The organism is Pedobacter ghigonis (genome assembly GCF_903166585.1).
Classification (GTDB): Bacteria; Bacteroidota; Bacteroidia; order Sphingobacteriales; family Sphingobacteriaceae; genus Pedobacter; species Pedobacter ghigonis.
In genome coordinates this window covers 32,959-49,262 of the sequence record NZ_CAESCM010000018.1, presented here as the reverse complement: position 1 = coordinate 49,262, position 16,304 = coordinate 32,959, and the positions used below count along the sequence as shown (strand labels likewise).

The 16,304-nt window shown below is 41.2% G+C and carries 14 protein-coding genes; 9 read left to right on the top strand and 5 right to left on the bottom strand.

The genetic code is table 11. From position 1 onward, the window contains the following. Positions 1-159: 159 nt before the first annotated feature. From HWV58_RS21205 to HWV58_RS21195, 3 genes are all read right to left on the bottom strand, one after another. Positions 160-1,128 (bottom strand): tryptophan 2,3-dioxygenase family protein, encoded by a 969-nt coding sequence (locus HWV58_RS21205; RefSeq protein ID WP_175636011.1) that lies wholly within the window; start codon positions 1,126-1,128, stop codon positions 160-162. A gap of 36 nt (positions 1,129-1,164) precedes the next feature. After that, on the bottom strand, positions 1,165-2,451 hold the full coding sequence (gene kynU / locus HWV58_RS21200; RefSeq protein ID WP_175636010.1) for a kynureninase: 1,287 nt from the start codon (positions 2,449-2,451) through the stop codon (positions 1,165-1,167). 320 nt (positions 2,452-2,771) lie between these two features. Beyond that, positions 2,772-3,887, bottom strand: coding sequence for a glycoside hydrolase family 88/105 protein (locus HWV58_RS21195; protein WP_175636009.1), 1,116 nt, complete (start codon positions 3,885-3,887; stop codon positions 2,772-2,774). A 272-nt stretch (positions 3,888-4,159) separates the two neighbouring features. Between HWV58_RS21195 and HWV58_RS21190 the strand changes: the two genes are divergently transcribed. From HWV58_RS21190 to HWV58_RS21180, 3 genes are all read left to right on the top strand, one after another. Beyond that, entirely contained in the window at positions 4,160-5,707 is a 1,548-nt protein-coding gene (locus HWV58_RS21190; protein ID WP_175636008.1) for a sulfatase family protein, read from the top strand. A 286-nt stretch (positions 5,708-5,993) separates the two neighbouring features. Next, on the top strand, positions 5,994-6,560 hold the full coding sequence (locus tag HWV58_RS21185; RefSeq protein WP_175636007.1) for a phosphatase PAP2 family protein: 567 nt from the start codon (positions 5,994-5,996) through the stop codon (positions 6,558-6,560). Continuing rightward, entirely contained in the window at positions 6,557-8,095 is a 1,539-nt protein-coding gene (locus HWV58_RS21180; RefSeq protein ID WP_175636006.1) for an ArnT family glycosyltransferase, read from the top strand. The genes HWV58_RS21185 and HWV58_RS21180 overlap by 4 nt, the downstream gene beginning before the upstream one ends. 279 nt (positions 8,096-8,374) lie before the next feature. On the opposite strand, the gene HWV58_RS21175 is transcribed toward HWV58_RS21180, so the two are convergent. Both HWV58_RS21175 and HWV58_RS21170 read right to left on the bottom strand, forming a co-directional pair. Then, positions 8,375-8,593, bottom strand: a complete 219-nt coding sequence (locus HWV58_RS21175) for a hypothetical protein (protein ID WP_175636005.1) — start codon at positions 8,591-8,593, stop codon at positions 8,375-8,377. Positions 8,594-8,664: 71 nt separating this feature from the next. Then, complete coding sequence (locus tag HWV58_RS21170) at positions 8,665-9,120, bottom strand: hypothetical protein (protein ID WP_175636004.1); 456 nt, start codon at positions 9,118-9,120, stop codon at positions 8,665-8,667. A gap of 435 nt (positions 9,121-9,555) precedes the next feature. Between HWV58_RS21170 and HWV58_RS21165 the strand changes: the two genes are divergently transcribed. The 6 genes from HWV58_RS21165 to HWV58_RS21140 all read left to right on the top strand — a co-directional run bounded on the left by HWV58_RS21165 (position 9,556) and on the right by HWV58_RS21140 (position 16,229). After that, entirely contained in the window at positions 9,556-10,740 is a 1,185-nt protein-coding gene (locus tag HWV58_RS21165) for a TlpA family protein disulfide reductase (RefSeq protein ID WP_175636003.1), read from the top strand. 133 nt (positions 10,741-10,873) lie between these two features. Beyond that, positions 10,874-12,628: a sensor histidine kinase gene (locus tag HWV58_RS21160; protein ID WP_175636002.1), complete on the top strand. Its 1,755-nt coding sequence runs from the start codon at positions 10,874-10,876 to the stop codon at positions 12,626-12,628. After that, positions 12,628-13,371 (top strand): LytR/AlgR family response regulator transcription factor, encoded by a 744-nt coding sequence (locus HWV58_RS21155; RefSeq protein WP_217707041.1) that lies wholly within the window; start codon positions 12,628-12,630, stop codon positions 13,369-13,371. Before HWV58_RS21160 ends, HWV58_RS21155 begins: the two co-directional genes overlap by 1 nt. A gap of 273 nt (positions 13,372-13,644) precedes the next feature. Then, positions 13,645-14,868, top strand: a complete 1,224-nt coding sequence (locus HWV58_RS21150) for an exo-beta-N-acetylmuramidase NamZ family protein (RefSeq protein ID WP_175636001.1) — start codon at positions 13,645-13,647, stop codon at positions 14,866-14,868. A 240-nt stretch (positions 14,869-15,108) separates the two neighbouring features. Continuing rightward, complete coding sequence (locus HWV58_RS21145; RefSeq protein ID WP_175636000.1) at positions 15,109-15,267, top strand: hypothetical protein; 159 nt, start codon at positions 15,109-15,111, stop codon at positions 15,265-15,267. Positions 15,268-15,596: 329 nt separating this feature from the next. Then, positions 15,597-16,229 carry a Crp/Fnr family transcriptional regulator gene (locus HWV58_RS21140; RefSeq protein WP_217707040.1) on the top strand — a complete coding sequence of 211 codons (633 nt, stop codon included), beginning with the start codon at positions 15,597-15,599 and terminating at the stop codon, positions 16,227-16,229. Positions 16,230-16,304 lie beyond the last annotated feature (75 nt).

Below are 16,304 nucleotides of genomic sequence, written 5' to 3'. Positions count from 1 at the left end.
AGGCAAAAAACAGCAATAATGTACTGAACCAGACAAATTCAAAGGTGAGCTAGACAGTTGGCAGGATAAACCAGACCCCTGCTTTAAGAAGATATGCGGATTCTATTAAAGCAAAAAAGCTACCTCTATATTTTGAGACAGCTTTTATCCATTTTAAAATTATGGTTTTTCTTTGCGGTGGCTTTTTAATACATCCAATACCCAGCCTTTCCCCCATTCTTCCATTTGATCTTCAGTCCACAAAAAGGGATAGAAAATCCTTTTTTGAAAGCGCGGAGGCAAATATTTCTGCCAGTTGGTACCACCGGTAGCCGCTACATCAACCGGATCTTTCTCTAGGTAGCGCACTGCCGATTTGTAATGCGAAAGCGGCCACTCTACATTTACATATAAATCTAACTTCCTCAGCTCTTCGGCCAGCGCCGATACATCTTCACCTTTGGCCTGCAATTGTAAATAAAGTGCCGAAAAATTGGTTTGAACCCTTTCTTTAGCCAACTGTAAAAACTGGCCGGCGTATTTTTTAATGAATTGTTTCAGGGTTAAAGTTTGTTTTCCCGAAGCCAGTTCAGTAGCACCAAATTTCCAGTAAATGTGTTCAAATTGTTCCTCAATACTTGCATTGGCCAGTTCTGCACGTTTGCTTTTATCAACCAGACGGTTAAAATCGGTAGCACAGATTTCAATCATCCGGTACTGGCCCGACTGGAAACCGCTTGCCGGCAATAGCGACATCCTGAATTTCAGGAATTGCTCTTTGTCCATCCCATCAACCATTACTTCAAAAGAAGTGGTTAAGGCATTAAAATAAGCATTGATCCTTTTCACCCTGGTGGTAAAAAATGCAGCTGTAAGCTCCTGATGTTCGGCTATTTGCCTGCATTCGTGGAGCGTTAGTTTAAAGTACAGTTCCGTAATCTGGTGATACATGATGAAGATTTCCTCATCAGGGAACGGTGTTTTAGGATTTTGCAGACTTAGTAAAGTATCCAGATGAATATAATCCCAATAAGTTAAAAAATCGGCGTAAAGCAAGCCATCCAGGTATGAGCCCATATCCTGGCCCATTGCAGTATATTTTTCCTCCAGCTTTCGAAGGCGTTCGGTAATTTCAGGAGTAAGTTCCATTCTTATGTTTGTTTGTGATCAATAATTTGGCGTAAATCAAATCAGCTCTTTACTGATCTTTAACAGCACCGAGCCTGTTTTAAAGATATCTTCAAAACTATTGTAAAGCGGAACCGGGCTCAGGCGAATCACATTAGGTTCGCGCCAGTCGCCCAGAATATTGTGTTCCATTAATGCCTTGAATATTGCTTTGGGATTGTGTTTGGCAATAATCGACAACTGGGCACCACGATCGTCTTCGGTTTCGGGGGTAATGATCTGGTATTGTTCTTCGCCCAATAGTCCGTTTATCTCTTTAATGATGTAGCTCAGGTAAGCCGTTAGTTGCTTGCTCTTTTCCCTTAATGGCTGAATAAACCCTGCCTTATCAAAAATCTGCAATGACGCATAATATAAGGCCATCGGTATTACCTGTGTGCAACTTACCTGCCAGCCATCCGCTCCTACCTCGGGTACAAAACCTTTGGTCATTTTAAACCTTTCCTGTTCCTGATAGCCCCACCAACCGGCAAAACGATCCAGACTGGTATCGCTAAAGTGCTTTTCGTGAACAAAGATACCGCTAATCCCTCCCGGGCCTGAGTTTTGATATTTGTACGAGCACCAGCAGGCAAAATCAATGTCCCAATCGTGCAATTGCAAGGGTACGTTGCCGGCAGCATGGGCCAGATCAAAGCCAACTATTGCGCCTGCCTCATGACCAGCTTTGGTAATGGCAGGCATATCGTACCATTGGCCGGTAAAGTAATTGATGCCGCCAAACAGTACCAGCGCAATTTCATCAGCATTTTCGGCAATTTGAGCTAAAATATCTGCGGTTCTCAAAGTATATTCGCCGGCTCTCGGGCTCACTTCGATAATGGCTTCTTTTGGATTGTAACCATGAAACCGAACCTGACTTTCGATAGCATACTGATCGGATGGAAAGGCTCCGGCCTCCATAATAATCTTAAACCTTTTGCCTTTTGGCTTGTAAAAACTCACCATCAACAGGTGCAGGTTAACGGTTAAAGTATTCATTGGCGAAACCTCCTGACTACTCGCCCCAACAATAGGTGCCATGAGTTCTTTCAGGGCCTTATGGAAAAACATCCATGGTGTATCGCCTTCAAACCAACCCTCAACGGCAAGATTTTGCCAGTTAACCAATTGTTGATCGATATATCTTTTTGCTGTTTTAGGCTGAAGCCCAAGAGAATTTCCGCATAAATAAATAAACGGCTCTCCATTTTGCTGAGGGAAGAAAAACTCCTCGCGCAAATGGCTTAACGGATCTTGCTGATCCATACTTTGGGCAAATGCCAAACTATTTTCAAAAATCATGTTTTTAAAATTACGTATAATGAAACTAAACGATAGCTAGAAATCTACCGGCAGCACGTGTTGAAATAAAAATAATTAAAATAAACTGCACATCAGGCAGTCTTTCAGGCGAGGGCCTGATTAAGAAGGTCTATTGATGATATTTTTAAGAATATTTACCATGAATACGGCAGCTAATGTACCGCAAAAAAATTATTGTAGCAAATATTTAAAAGCAAGGGCAAAAAAATAGCCAGGGTAAGCCTACCCTGGCTTTATTGAGTTATGGATCAGAGCTTAGTTAATCGCTTATGGTTAACCGCTCTTGTTGTATTACTGACTTATTTAATAAAACCTTTGCTTCCCTGGCCTGTTTTCAGTTTAAAAAGCTCTGTTCCGGCTAACAGAAAAGCGCCCACACCATACACGTCGGTATCGTCATAACCAACCTTATCAGGCGCTGCGCCCTGCGCCTGTACATAACCCAACTTGCCATCAGCGTGTACCGAGGTACTGAGTGCAGCCCAGGCTTTACTTAATGTACTTTCATATTTTCTATAAGGTAACAGGTTACTGTTTACCCCCCAGGCTATAGCATAGGTAATAAAACCTGTTCCGCTCGTTTCTTTACTTGGGTAGCTTTCGGGGTCTAACAAGCTGGCATGCCAGGTACCATCTGACTGTTGCAGCTTTGCTAAGCGGCGCGACATGTCTTTATACAGCTTTACAAAAGGCTTATAATCCGGATGACTTTGCGGCATGTGAGCAAGCACCCTCACCAATCCGGCAATTACCCAACCGTTTCCACGTCCCCAGAATACTTTCGCACCGTTCTTTTCCTTTTTATCGAAATAACGGCTATCGCGGTAGAACAAATGCTCATCCTTATCATATAAATAAGCGGTTGTTTTCCACCACAATTCGGATGCTTTATCCAGATATTTCGCGTCGCCCGTAGCCTGAGTTAAATAAGCCAGTGCCGGAGGGCCCATAAACAAAGCATCGCACCAGGCCCATTCCCTTAATTGAATGCTCTTTTTCCATTCTAACGATTCGGTATGAGGCAATATAACTACAGAATCGGCCAGACTTTTAAAATCGGCAATATATTCTGGTCGCTTGTAAATGCTATACAGTTCCGAATAGAGTTGTCCAACACAATAATCATCGGCAAAATGGCGGTAGTGGCCGATTTTCCATTTATTATCTTCGCCAACCTGAATCAGTTTCTGGTAGTAGATATCGGTATTAGCCAGCTTCGCAAATGCCATCATACCGGTGTACATGGCTCCCGAGGTCCAGTCTTTTTTAGGGTTTTTCCAGCCATCTGTTTCTAAAGTCTTCCATTGCCAGTCGGCTACTTTTTTCATCTGGCCAAAAATACTATCAGGTCTTAACGATTGTGCCTGAACCGAAACTACGAAGCTACAAAGGAACAGGAATAAAATTTTACGCATAAATTGTGTTATTGAATATATTGGGTTTTGTTGTTGCTAAAAAAGTTATTGGCTATGTTTCTTCTAAAATATGAAGTAATTTATTTACCCGGATAAACAAAACCTGCACAAACGTTTGTTTAAGCCCGTGGAAGATATTAAGCATAAAAAACTATGCGTTATAGCCTTAATTGCCCCCTTTTTAATCGTGTATCAATTTAGATAAGCGGTTGAATACCTTTGAACAAGTATTAACTTTAACACTTCAAACCAAAATTTCTACTAACCAAAAAATGAAAAAACTTATCCGCATCTTTTGTATGTTATGCTTTATGGTTTTGCAGCTAAATATTAGTGTGGCCCAGCAAAAGCCCAACATTCTGATTATTATATCAGACGATCATGCCTACCAGGCCATAGGTGCATACGGTGCCAAAATTGCCAAAACACCCAATATTGATCGAATAGCTAAAGAAGGTGCTGTTTTTAACAAGGCTTATGTAACCAATTCTATTTGTGGCCCAAGCAGAGCAGTAATATTAACCGGAAAGTACAGTCATAAAAATGGCTTCAGAGACAATGTAAACTATAAATTTGACGGGAGCCAGAATGAATTTGTAAAGGACCTGCAGGCCGCAGGTTATCAAACCGGATGGATTGGTAAATGGCACCTCGAAAGTACCCCACAAGGGTTTGACTACTACAAAATCCTACCCGGACAAGGTCAATACTACAATCCTGATTTTATCGGAATGGATGGAAAAACAGAACACATCACAGGTTACGCCAGTAATGTGATCGAAGATCAGGTAGAGAAATATTTAGATGACAGAGACCAAAGCAAGCCTTTCTGTTTGGTTGTAGGCCATAAAGCCACCCACCGCACCTGGATACCCGATACCTGCGATATGGGCATGTACGATAAAGTTAATTTTCCTTTGCCGGCCAATTTTTACGATGACTATACCAATCGCGAAGCAGCCAAAATACAGGATATGAGCATCAGTAAAACCATGCAAATGAGCTACGACCTGAAAATGTTATCGTATAGCAAAAACGGACGTGAACCATCGGTTGACCGGATGAATGCCGATCAACGGGCTAAATTTGATGCTTATTACAAACCCATCGATGCTGATTTAAAAGCGCGTAATTTATCAGGCAAAGCCTTAACCGAATGGAAATACCAGCACTACATGCGCGATTATTTGAGTACGGCAGCCTCGCTCGACAGAAACATTGGTCGCGCGCTTGATTACCTCGATAAGCACAATCTGACTAAAAATACCATTGTAATTTACCTCTCAGATCAGGGCTTTTACCTTGGCGAGCATGGTTGGTTCGATAAGCGCTGGATTTACGAAGAATCGTTTAGAACGCCTATGGTGATGCGTTACCCGGGCGTGGTTAAACCCGGGACCAAATCAAACGATTATGTATTGAATATGGACATTGCCCCTACCATACTCGAAGCTGCCGGAGTAACTATTCCGAAAGATATTCAGGGCGAATCGTTTTTACCACTGCTGAGCGGAAAAAAAACTAAAGGACGCGATGCCATTTATTATCACTATTACGAAAATGGTGAACATTCGGTATCGCCACACTTTGGTATCAAAACCAAAAGGTATAAACTTATCCGCTTTTACACACGGGTAAACAGCTGGGAGTTGTACGATTTGCAAACAGATCCGAACGAAAACACCAACATCTTCGGAAAGAAAGGATATGAAAAGCTTACTGCCGATTTGATGGGGCAACTGAAAAAGCAAATTGATAAATACGAAGATACCGAAGCCAGAAAGATCCTTGCTACACCGCTACTGGCAGCACCGCATTAATATGAATTAGTATTATTTTTATCAAAAAGTCATCCTTTGGGTTAACCCGGAGATGACTTTTTTAATTTTACGAATAAGGAGTTTTAACTACTCGATAAATTTCGCATGACAATAACATGACGCTTCCTTAACGTTGTGATTAACTATGTAAGGTAATTTTGCCTAAAACCTTCAACAGATGATCAAGCGGATTAAGCGGTTACCTTTATATTTTACCGGCCTTAGCCTAATCTTACTATTGGCGGGCATAGTTTGCTACTCCCTAAGCAAAACCGACTGCTTTTTTATGCTGAACAGTTATCACAGTCCGTTTTTAGACGCATTTTTCAGTTTGTTAACCAATCTCGGTGATGGATTGTTGTGCATTTTACTGGGTATTGTGCTCTTGATACTGAAAAAACGTAAAAAAGCGATAACCGTACTGCTTGCCTATGCTTATTCGAGCCTGCTGGCACAAACTGTTAAAAAATTATTTGACCAGCCGCGGCCGAGATTGTACCTGGAACAAATGCACCTCGATTATATCAATTTCGTAAGCGGTATCAACCTTCACGATCATCACTCCTTTCCTTCAGGCCATACAACTTCGGCCTTTGCGCTGGCAACAGTATTGGTGCTTGTGCATAAAAAATTAAAGATTTCTCTCCCCTGCCTTGTGCTGGCCACAGCAATTGGTTACTCGCGTATTTACCTCGCGCAACACTTCCTGCTTGATGTACTCTTTGGTGCAATCATAGGATTATTTGGCGCACTACTGGCTTTCAACCAGGTTTATGTACAAAAGCTTTTCCGACCGGCCAAAGCCATCAAACGACTAAAGAGGTTAAGAGCACTTGAAACGAGTACCCCATGAAGCAGGCCAGGTTTCCGCTAAAGGTTTGGTTGCTTCTTATTTTTATGGCCATTATCAAAATTGTATTGGCCACATCCATCAACCTGGGCAATGATGAAGTTTACTACTGGACTTATGCCCTAAAGTTGCAATGGAATTATTTTGATCATCCTCCATTTGTGGCCTGGTTAATCAGGGCCTCTACGCTAAACCTCAACCTGCGCCAGGAGTTAGCAGTAAGATTAGGCGCAATCCTTTCTTCATCGGTTTGCACACTTATAATTTTCCGTCTGGGTGCGTTTGTCAACAACCAGCGTACAGGTTGGTATGCAGCACTGTTATATTCCAGCTCATTTTACTGCAGCATTATCGCTGGTACCTTCATCCTTCCGGATAGCCCTCAAATGGTTTTCTGGTTAGGGGCGGTATTCCTGTTGCTAAAAATTAACAGAAGTATAGCTAACGGAGAAAAAAACCTTCGAGCTTGGTGCTGGTTTGGTTTGATGGTTGGTTTAGCCCTACTATGTAAGGTGCATAGTGTGTTCCTTTTGCTGGCTATGGCTTTATTAATCCTGTTCAAACATCCAAGGTTAATGTACTACAAGGGCATTTATATCGCCTTCTCAATCGCCTGCTTATTTTTCCTGCCGGTATTGCTCTGGAACTTTCAGCATGGGTTTATCACCTATAGCTATCATAGTGCAAGGGTAAACGTCTTTCATGCCGGGATTAATGTTTTATCGTTTTTAAGGGAGATTAGCGGAGAGATTTTTTACAACAACCCAATCAACTTCGTCCTGGTTTGGATTGCGGTCTTAAGTTCAGGTTACAATAAGAGTCGCATCCAGGAACAGGAGAAACAGATCTTATTGTTTTGCGCCTTACCGCTCATGTTAACGCTGATGCTTCTTTCACTTTTCAGAGACACCCTGCCACATTGGTCGGGCCCTGCTTACGCCAGTCTTATCCCGCTTGCGGCACTAAAACTAGAGCAGTGGTCTAAGTCGCGCACACGTTTTTGGATAAGCATATCGGCCGGCTTCTTCTTTCTTGTGATAACTTTTGGGGGCTTAATAATCAATTGCTATCCGGAAACCTTTTCCTCAAACAAGGACAACCTAAGCTTTGGCAAAGGAGACCCCACCCTCGATCTTTATGGCTGGAGGGAAACTGGTAAAATCATCGATTCAGTATATCGAAATGAAAATCAGGTCGGTAAGAAAAAGATAAAAACCCTCATCATTACTAAATGGTTTCCTGCGGCACACCTTGATTTTTATGCATGTCACAATAATCAGTTGGAAACTTATGGCATGGGAGATACCAGCGATTTACACCAATATATTTTTTCCAATCAGATTAAACACAAACCCCGTTATGGAGAAGATGCTTACTATTTACTCCCATCCAATCTCTTTGATGAAGCTGAACTGGAAAAAATTAAAAAGAGTTATGCGCACTGCTCCCCGCCATTATCAGTTCCAATATACCGAAATGGTGTTATTTGTAAATACATTTTGATATTCAGGCTCGAAAATTATCAAAGAAAATTTTGAGTGTTGAGATCTGGGGAGGTTTGATGTTATTGGATGCGCTGCAAGTGTTGCTCGATTATTTATTCCTCATGGTTTATCCAAACTAGTCAGAACATCAAGTCTAAATTATTCAATAAATATTAGCATATAGGAGGATAGTTAACAAATCCTATCCTCCTACTGATTGCCGTTAAAACTAAATAGCTTAAATATGAAATTCATATACACTAGGTATGTAAAACAAACTGTGTCATCAGTTTATTCAGAAAAGGAGTATTGCTATTGATTTTTTTGATTAGATCAATTATCTGGTTTTATCCATATTTTTTTTAGTTCCCCGCCCAGATGTACAGCAGAATCAACCGCATCCAAGATCTGACTTTTCCGATATTTATTTATAATCCCATATCCTGGCTGTGAGATAAAAAACACCCCATCTTTCTTTTTAAAAATATCGTTCCCGTTTTCCCCCACTGATTTAAGACTGCCTTTATAAAGCTTGTACAAACCGTATTTCATGCCAGAGAAATTCAAAACCGAATCTTTAATAACATAATCGCCATAATTAGCTTCCTTTACGGTCTTACCATTTAAATAAAAATTAATATAGCCATTTGTTTCTTTAATGAACTCCCCTTTGCCCTTTTCAGATTCCACCTCAAAAGGATCTCAGACATTCCAGGCAGCGTATCCGAAAGCTTACCGTTTTTAACGTAAAACCAGCCCCAGTTTGTTTTACCATAGGGTTCGACCTCTGCAATAAACTCTTTGGAAATCCTTTTACCATATTTGCCCGTCCCTATCATCTCATACAACATTGTTCTTCCTCTACTGTGTGTCAATACACCATAATTGGAGGAAAAATCACCAAATCCCCTGTGACGAACAACCTGAACAATGTATAAATCCCTTGCGGGATAGGACTCCAAAGTGTCCAATTCCTCCTCTTTACCAATGTCAGCCTTACTTAAAAGTAAGCTATTATCGATATTATGGCATCCACAGATCAAAAAAAACAAAAGAAATGTGCATAAAATTTTAATCATTTTACAGTTGCCATTAACAATCGAATATCCCAAAAAATTATAAAGCAAAAAAACAAAATGTTGCTTAACTAATTGTATTCTGATAATTACAATTAAAACATTAGTTTTATCTAGCTTGTTAAGCTCAATTTAGATGCACTTACTCGTCCAAATCCCGGCCGCCAATATCAAAAACCATTCAAACTACTTACAACAAGATCCTTAACAAAAAAAGACATATTCCCAGCAGCCATTATTTTTTTTTGCAGAATCAAAAAGATTCGATCAGAAAGAGAGAACTGAGAAACGCCGGTTAGCGGGGCAATACACCTTCTAAACACAGCATCCGTTTCTGCTCCCCCCAAAATTTACCAAATTCAAACGAAGTCATACCGGATTCAGTTATTGATGATAAAGCCGTGTAAATCCTTTTCATTTTTGATCAAAACAAACACGATGAAAAGAATTACACTTTCATTTTCGCTCGTCCTTGCGGCTTCCTGCGGCTGGACCCAGTCTATCGATTCCACTGCTCTCGCTGTTCTTCAAAAAGCCTACGACAGGCTTGAAGCTATGGATTATATCTCCTACAAACTGGAAAAACAAGACACCATGATCCGCGAAGGCTGCCCCATAACTGTTACCCAATCCACGCTGGAGGGAGAAATAGAAAAGGATGTTTTCTGGCATATCCGCTTTGGTGAGCGTTCTGCCTGGCTTATCCGCAGAGACACCCTGTACAAAAAAAGCCCTGCTTCCTCCAGCCAAACATCCTACACCATTAAATGGAACAGCCATGAGTTGGCCTCTTTTAGTATTTATAATCTCGTTGGACAAAACCGCCCTACATTCACTAAAGATGTAGCCGCGCTTAAATTCTGCTTAGAAACAAAAAACAGCGCTTTTTTTGTCATTGATATTGTTAAAAAGCCTGATTACAGGACTACAGAAATCCAGAGCCTCGCCTATTTCAATCGCTATTGGATTGATAAGAAAACGATGCTCCCTTTAAGACGGATGATGTACTCTAAAAGACTGGAAAATGGAAAAGTGGCGATTGATATCTATGATTTCACTGCGAAAATCAACACCGGAAAAAAGCGCAGCTTCGATCCTGAAACTTTTCTGAAAGGGCTAATTGAAATGGAGGTTAAAAAAAACAGCATTGAAACCATCGGTACCGATAGGTTGGCTCCTGCTTTTTCGGCTACTGAATTAAGCACAGGCGAAAAGACCATCCTTCCGGCCTTGAAAGGAAAAGTAGTACTATTTGATTTCTGGTACCTTTCCTGTATGCCTTGTAGGATTTTAATGCCCAAAATCCAGCATCTAAAGAATAAATTCAAAGCACAGGGGCTTGAAGTAATAGGCATCAACATGGTCGACACTTCTGCCACGCAGATACAGGATTTTCTCTCAGCCAGAGGCATCAGCTATCGCCAGTTTTTCAAGCCTGAAAACATGACCAATAGTTATAAACTCTACGCCTTTCCCACTACCATCATTATCGGTAGAGACGGCAGGATAAAACTGGTAGAAATTGGCGAAGCACCAGACACGGAAGCCAAACTGGAGCAAGCCATCAGTGCTGCCCTATCTATTCCTCCCAAACCACTCGCCACCAGCACAAACCAATATTAACCAATCATTCCCAACATTTTTTAATATGTTTTTGAAATATAAATTAGCGTTTTTTCCGATCTTGACCGCGTTTTCGTACTCCAAAGAACCTACAAACGAAACCACATCCAGAAATAAGTGCAAAACAGACCAAATGTTTAAAAGAATCCTCCTTACCCTGCTCCTGGGCACCGCCTTTAAATTAGGTTTTGCCCAACAACAACCTGCCCGAAAACAGGATCAGGCGAGCGGTTTTTCGAACGTGGAGGTTAAAAAGAAAGTAGCTGGAAAGGTGTGCGATACCTGTGGTGTCGAATTTGCTCTTAGTGCCGAACCAGTATTTAGTTATATCCTAACCGGATCAGAACATACTCCCAGGCGGTTTTACACCAACCTGAGCAAGATCAAAAACGCCTACCTGAGCAGTGAGAATACTTCGATACAGCTGATTTCAAACCGGTTTATCGGAATCACCTTTCTCCCAAATTTTATGATGAAAAACGGTAAAAGGACACAGCTTTACCGAAAATTTCAAGGGGAAGATTATAACAAGCTGGAATTTTCTGCAATCCAGCGTCACACGGTTATTAAAGACTGGACACCCCTTGCTGATTTGAAGCAAAATAAAGACCATGTTTTTCTGGGGAGTAAAAACCTTGCTGATGACTCGGTTACTAAAAGCCGGTATCCAACGTTCTTTGCCGGAAATTTCAGCTTAGCTATTGGCGATACCCTTGAACTGATGGTCAGGAATATAGCAAGCAGAAAGGTGATAAAAACGATTATGGTTATCAGACCGGAAGATAAGGCCAATAATTTTATTTTTTACCAGCTGCCGCTGGAGGGTGAAGCGCTTAGCACCAATCTTCAGCACATCCTGAATTATGGATCAGGAGTACCCAAAGTTTACAAAGGAACGGAACAGAATACCTTTGAAAAGGATTACGGAACACTGGGTATTTTAAGGTTTGGTACATTGGGCAAAAATGAAGAGCTGCAATATGCTTTTGAAAACAAACTCGGCTCCTGGCATTCGGTCCAGTCCATCGGCCCCGAAAACACGGTATATATTGTTCTGGAAAATGATCTCCCTGCAGGAACTAAACGGAATATTTTTTTACGCTATAAAAGTCAGCCCGAAACGGTACATCAAATAACAGTAAAAGTAAAACAAAGCCCTTTTCAAATCCCCTGGGGAAAGGTTGCATTGATCAGTATGGTTTTACTGCTGACAGGTGGTGTAGCCTTCTATCTTTGGAACAGGCGCAGCAAAAGAAAACTAGCCGCATTAAAACGCAAAGCTGAAGATACCGAAGCGCGCCTGGCGCTTTTAAGTGGGCAGCTGAACCCCCATTTTCTATTCAACTCACTAAATTCCATTCAGGGTACAATCAATAGTAACAATCCGAGGAAAGCAAGTACCTATATTGGCAATGTTGCTGCTTTTATGCGTGATGTAATGGATAATGGAAAGAAGGAGTTTATCTCCCTGCAGGAAGAAATCAAAATGGAAGAAGATTACCTGCGTCTGGAGCAGGAAAGAATAGCTTTTTCGTATTCCATTGATGTATCCCCTGATCTTTCAGCCCCACTCATCGATTTTCCCCCACTGATTTTACAACCCGTGCTGGAAAACAGTATCCGGCATGCCTTTGGAAAACAGCCTGGTTCTCCCTGTATTTCCATCAGGATCTTTTCTTCAGGTACTTCACTCATTGTCGAAGCCTCGGATAATGGAAATAACAGCTGGGAACATACAGCAGCGATTGAAGGTCACGGATTATCGCTGATTAGAAAACGCATTGCTGTTTACAACGAAAAACTCGAATCCCTGCCCATTCAGATGGAGGTAAAATATCAGGCTGGAACAGGAACAATAACTACTTTTACATTTCAAAACTGGCTGTAATGAATAAGCTTAGCTGCTATATTGTAGATGATGAATCTGGTGCCGTAGCATCGCTCTCGGGACATCTGTCCCTGTATTGCCCACACCTCACCATTGCAGGGAGTGCCAATACAGTAGCTAATGCTCACGATTTCTTAAAGCTCCACCAGGTGGACATCCTCTTTCTGGATATCAAAATGCAGCAAGAATCGGGCTTTGACCTCTTGAAACAATTGCCCGAAAACCGGGCACACATCATCTTCGTTACCGCCCATGATGAATATGGCATTCAGGCCATTAAGTTTTCTGCTACAGATTATCTGCTAAAGCCGGTAAAACCCGAAGAGCTGATTTCGGCAGTGCATAAAGTAGGCCAGCTTAAGCACTCGCAGTCTGAGCAAATTGTCATGCTGTTGCAGTCCTACCAAAACCAGCGGCTGCATACACAGAAACGCATCGCCCTTGCCGATCAGCATGAAATCCGTTACGTCCTCATCGAGGATATCGTCTGCTGTTCGGCCGATAACAGCTACACCAGTTTTTATCTAAAGGGAGAAAGCCGTCCGGTTGTTGTTTCAAGATCCATTTCCGAATATGAACAGATCCTTGATCCTTATGGTTTTCTACGCGTTCATCAATCCTGGCTCATCAATAGTAATCATATCGATTCCTTCAAAAAAGCAGATGGCGGTTATCTCATTATGGACAACAAAATGTCCATCCCGGTTAGCCGCCAGCGCAGGCACCTGTTAAAGGAGCTTTAAGCCTTTGCCGTTTGCTGAACTTTAGCAGGTGCCTCTTGATTATTTAGTGTCGCGATTAGTTGATAAAAGAACTCATGCTTTTCTTTTATGCCTATCGATTGATATTTTACCTTATCAATAATATTTATTTAACTTTAATATGAGGCCTGTAGGTTTTCAAAATTCAATTGCATTTTGAGAAAAGAATGAACTACAGATGAATGTAGCAGGCAAACCGGGATCAGGTACTATACCATAGCCCAATAATACTGCAGAAAATTAACCCTTTTTAGCATGATCAGATTTATTGCTTTATTGTTTCTATCACTTCTGGCGATCAATAGCCTCAGGTATACCCTACTGGCGGCACCAAACCAACACACATTCGCTAAACCAGGTATTATTACCGGTGCGGATCAAACGCAGCAATATCTGTCCTATCTAAAAGGGAAACGAATTGGTTTGGTTGCCAATCAGAGTTCAATAATCGGCAAAAGCAGTAGTGTAGACAGTTTATTAAGCCTGGGAATCAAAATTGTAAAAGTGTTTGGTCCGGAGCATGGTTTTAGGGGTAATGCCAGTAATGGAGCTGTGGTAGGCGATGAAAAAGATCCTAAAACCGGTATTCCAATTGTTTCTTTATATGGCAGAAATGAAAAACCAACCAAAGAACAACTGCAGGGTATCGACCTGATGGTGTTTGATATCCAGGATGTTGGATGCCGCTACTACACCAATATCAACACCCTTGAACACGTGATGCAGGCCTGTGCGGAGAACAATAAAGAATTGCTGATTCTTGACAGACCAAATCCTAACGGATATGTTGTTGATGGTCCGGTAATGACAGAAGATAGATTTAAATCCGCCATCGGCATACATTATACCCCCATGACCCACGGCATGACCATTGGCGAATTTGCCGGCTACCTTAATGGCGAAGGCTACCTTAAGAAGCCCTGCAAAATTAAGGTAATAAAGGTTGTCAATTATAATCATGACATGCCTTATGTATTACCTGTAAATCCATCACCAAATTTAAATACACAACAGGCTGTGATGCTTTTTCCGAGCTTATGTATGTTTGAGGGAACCGCTATAAACGAAGGTCGCGGAACCCGAATGCCCTTCACTATATTGGGAGCGCCCGCACTGAAAGGCATATATTCATTTTCGTACAAACCGGTAAGTATTCCGGGGATGAGTGAGCGGCCAAATCATAAAGATACCCTTTGTTATGGTTTAGATCTTCGCAATTATAATATTAACAAGCTCCGCAATAGCCGCCAAATTGATTTATCCTTACTAATTGAACTATACAATGCCTATCCTGACAAAGCCAATTTTTTTAATCGCGAAAGAAGTAACGGAGTCTCTGCTTTTGATCTACGTATTGGCACCGATCAATTAAGAAAACAAATCATTGCAGGTATATCGGAAGCTGATATCAGAAAAAGCTGGGAGCCGGGCTTACAGCAATTTAAGACTATCCGATCGAAATACCTTTTATATCCTTGATCCAGGGAATGGGTAATTGTTATAAGATACAAAAGAAAGAAATTATTCAATACCCCCCAACTTTTCCGCTTGATCCTTAAACTCTCCTCCACAAAGATTGCTGCAGATAGCAGAAAATACCCTGAAAACAAAAAAAGCAGCTCTTTTCAGAACTGCTTTTAAAACTCGGGGTCGGCAACAGTTCGGATAAGCAATAAATTCATTGCCGATTTAAAGCGAATCGCAGAACTAGACACTAAAATGACAGAGTACGATGAGCTTGGTAGATTGCTAAAATTGAGAAAAGAAAAAGAAGCATTAATTCCGAAAGTCGTTGACAAAAAGAAAAAAATCAGAGCTAAAAGAAAATCTAGAAAAGTATTACTTAAAAAGTGGATGATTAATATTTTGGATGACTAATAAGTAAATCCAGCACGAGTCAGTTTTAGTCGATACTGCAAAATGTTAACAGTATCTAAAAATTGTCATATGACCTTAAACAAACATTATTCTTTGTGATCCACCTGAAACAAACTGTTGAAATAATGTGCTCGATCAATCTGTAAGCATATTTGATTCTCAACGACTTTAAATTATATACAAAGATCTTTCCACATCTTTAATAAACCTGTTTTGCGAAGCGTCCATTTCTGGAGAAGAAAAGAAATGCACCTCGGTCAGTGCTTAAAAATTTTGGTGCGAGACATTAGTATAACTATATTTAAAACCCAACAGTTAAAATAAAAGATATGATCATCGCGGAATACATCGAAAGGCTTTTTCCCCAGTTTGAGCCTGCGTTAAGGGCAATCCTTATCGAGAATGCCATGCTCAGGGATTTTCAGGCGGGAGACATGCTGATGCAGACCGGGCAGAACATGCGCTCCACGGTGCTTATTGTAGAGGGCATGGTGAAACTCTACAGGGAGGGAGAAGATGGACAGGAATTCTTTATGTACTACCTTCAGCCGGGAAATGCCTGTGCGCTTTCGATGATCTGCGCAACTAAACAGGAAACGAGCCAGGTAATGGCCAAAGCGATCGAACAGACCAGGGTTCTCATGATTCCAATTACCTTGATGGATACACTAATGCGCGACTACCGAACCTGGTATTACTTCGTAATCGAAACCTATCGCATGCGCTTTGAGGAACTGCTATTTGTAATCGATAATATTGCCTTCAAGGCGATGGATGAACGGCTGGCCTTTTACCTAAAAAAACAATCCGCCGATCTAAATACAAAAGAGCTACAGCTCACCCATAGCGAGATTGCCTCGGATTTGAATACCTCAAGGGAGGTTATTTCCAGGCTGCTCAAAAAAATGGAGCAGGCTGGGGCAATCAAAATGCACCGGAATTACATTGCATATCTATCTTAAAAAACCTTTATTCACTGCTCAACCTGCATACCTGCAGTCACACTGCGTATTCTTTTAAAAAATCATGCAGTGTGA

Coding starts and splice junctions, on each gene's coding strand:
- HWV58_RS21190 (WP_175636008.1), top strand. CDS start 4,160: ATGAAAAAACTTATCCGCATCTTTTGTATGTTATGCTTTATGGTTTTG.
- HWV58_RS21145 (WP_175636000.1), top strand. CDS start 15,109: ATGACAGAGTACGATGAGCTTGGTAGATTGCTAAAATTGAGAAAAGAA.
- HWV58_RS21180 (WP_175636006.1), top strand. CDS start 6,557: ATGAAGCAGGCCAGGTTTCCGCTAAAGGTTTGGTTGCTTCTTATTTTT.
- HWV58_RS21150 (WP_175636001.1), top strand. CDS start 13,645: ATGATCAGATTTATTGCTTTATTGTTTCTATCACTTCTGGCGATCAAT.
- HWV58_RS21170 (WP_175636004.1), bottom strand. CDS start 9,120: ATGATTAAAATTTTATGCACATTTCTTTTGTTTTTTTTGATCTGTGGA.
- HWV58_RS21165 (WP_175636003.1), top strand. CDS start 9,556: ATGAAAAGAATTACACTTTCATTTTCGCTCGTCCTTGCGGCTTCCTGC.
- HWV58_RS21175 (WP_175636005.1), bottom strand. CDS start 8,593: ATGAAATACGGTTTGTACAAGCTTTATAAAGGCAGTCTTAAATCAGTG.
- HWV58_RS21205 (WP_175636011.1), bottom strand. CDS start 1,128: ATGGAACTTACTCCTGAAATTACCGAACGCCTTCGAAAGCTGGAGGAA.
- kynU (WP_175636010.1), bottom strand. CDS start 2,451: ATGATTTTTGAAAATAGTTTGGCATTTGCCCAAAGTATGGATCAGCAA.
- HWV58_RS21185 (WP_175636007.1), top strand. CDS start 5,994: ATGCTGAACAGTTATCACAGTCCGTTTTTAGACGCATTTTTCAGTTTG.
- HWV58_RS21155 (WP_217707041.1), top strand. CDS start 12,628: ATGAATAAGCTTAGCTGCTATATTGTAGATGATGAATCTGGTGCCGTA.
- HWV58_RS21160 (WP_175636002.1), top strand. CDS start 10,874: ATGTTTAAAAGAATCCTCCTTACCCTGCTCCTGGGCACCGCCTTTAAA.
- HWV58_RS21195 (WP_175636009.1), bottom strand. CDS start 3,887: ATGCGTAAAATTTTATTCCTGTTCCTTTGTAGCTTCGTAGTTTCGGTT.
- HWV58_RS21140 (WP_217707040.1), top strand. CDS start 15,597: ATGATCATCGCGGAATACATCGAAAGGCTTTTTCCCCAGTTTGAGCCT.